1 pseudogene is annotated in these 866 nt (G+C 29.9%); it reads left to right on the forward strand.

Annotation, left to right across the window (positions count from 1 at the left end):
• Nucleotides 1-866 (forward strand): annotated as a pseudogene (locus ACVHXK_RS18655) (transposase); the annotation flags it as partial.

The following is an 866-nucleotide window of genomic DNA, read 5'->3' on the forward strand; positions in this document are numbered from 1 at the left end:
ACTAAATTTAGAAAGCTACGCTTAAAAGATATTAATTTATTGGATATGCTAATTGCTAAAACAGTACATTTAGCAATAGAGAATGGTATTATGCAAAGTAAAACAATTATCGTTGATGCTACGCATACTAAAGCAAGGTACAATCAAAAATCTGCACGAGAAGTATTGTTAGAACGTGCAAAAGTTTTAAGAAAAGAAGTATATTCAATTAATGAAAATTATAAAGAGAAATTTCCTAAAAAAGTTACAAACGGAACTCTTGAAGATACAATAAAATATTGTCAAGATGTTTCTAAAGTTGTTGAAGCAGCAACTGAATTAGCTCCAATTCCTAAGATTAAAGAAAGGTTGAATTATTTAAACGAAGCAATAAAAGATGATCTTGAGGAATTACAACTTTCAAAAGATGCAGATGCTCGAATAGGACACAAGACTTCTGATTCATCATTTTTTGGCTATAAAACTCATATTGCAATGAGTGAAGAGCGAATAATTACTGGTGCAGTTATTACTACTGGTGAAAAAAATGATGGTAAACAATTGCAAAAACTTATACAAAAAAGTGAGAAAGCTGGTATGGAAGTCAATGAAATAATAGCTGATGCAGCTTATTCAGAAAAATAAAATATTAAATATGCAAAAGAAAATGATATCCTTTTAATATCAAAGTTAAATCCTTCAGTCTCACAAGGTACAAGAAAAAAAGAAGATGAATTTGAGTTTAATAAAGATGCAGATAGGTATGTTTGTCCGGCAGGACATTTAGCAATTAGAAAAGCAAAACAAGGCAAAAAAATGTTAGTAAAAACCAAACAGTTACATACTATTTCGATGTTGAAAAATGCAAAAGATGTCCTGCCCGTGAG

Source organism: Clostridium sp. DL1XJH146 (genome assembly GCF_054819755.1).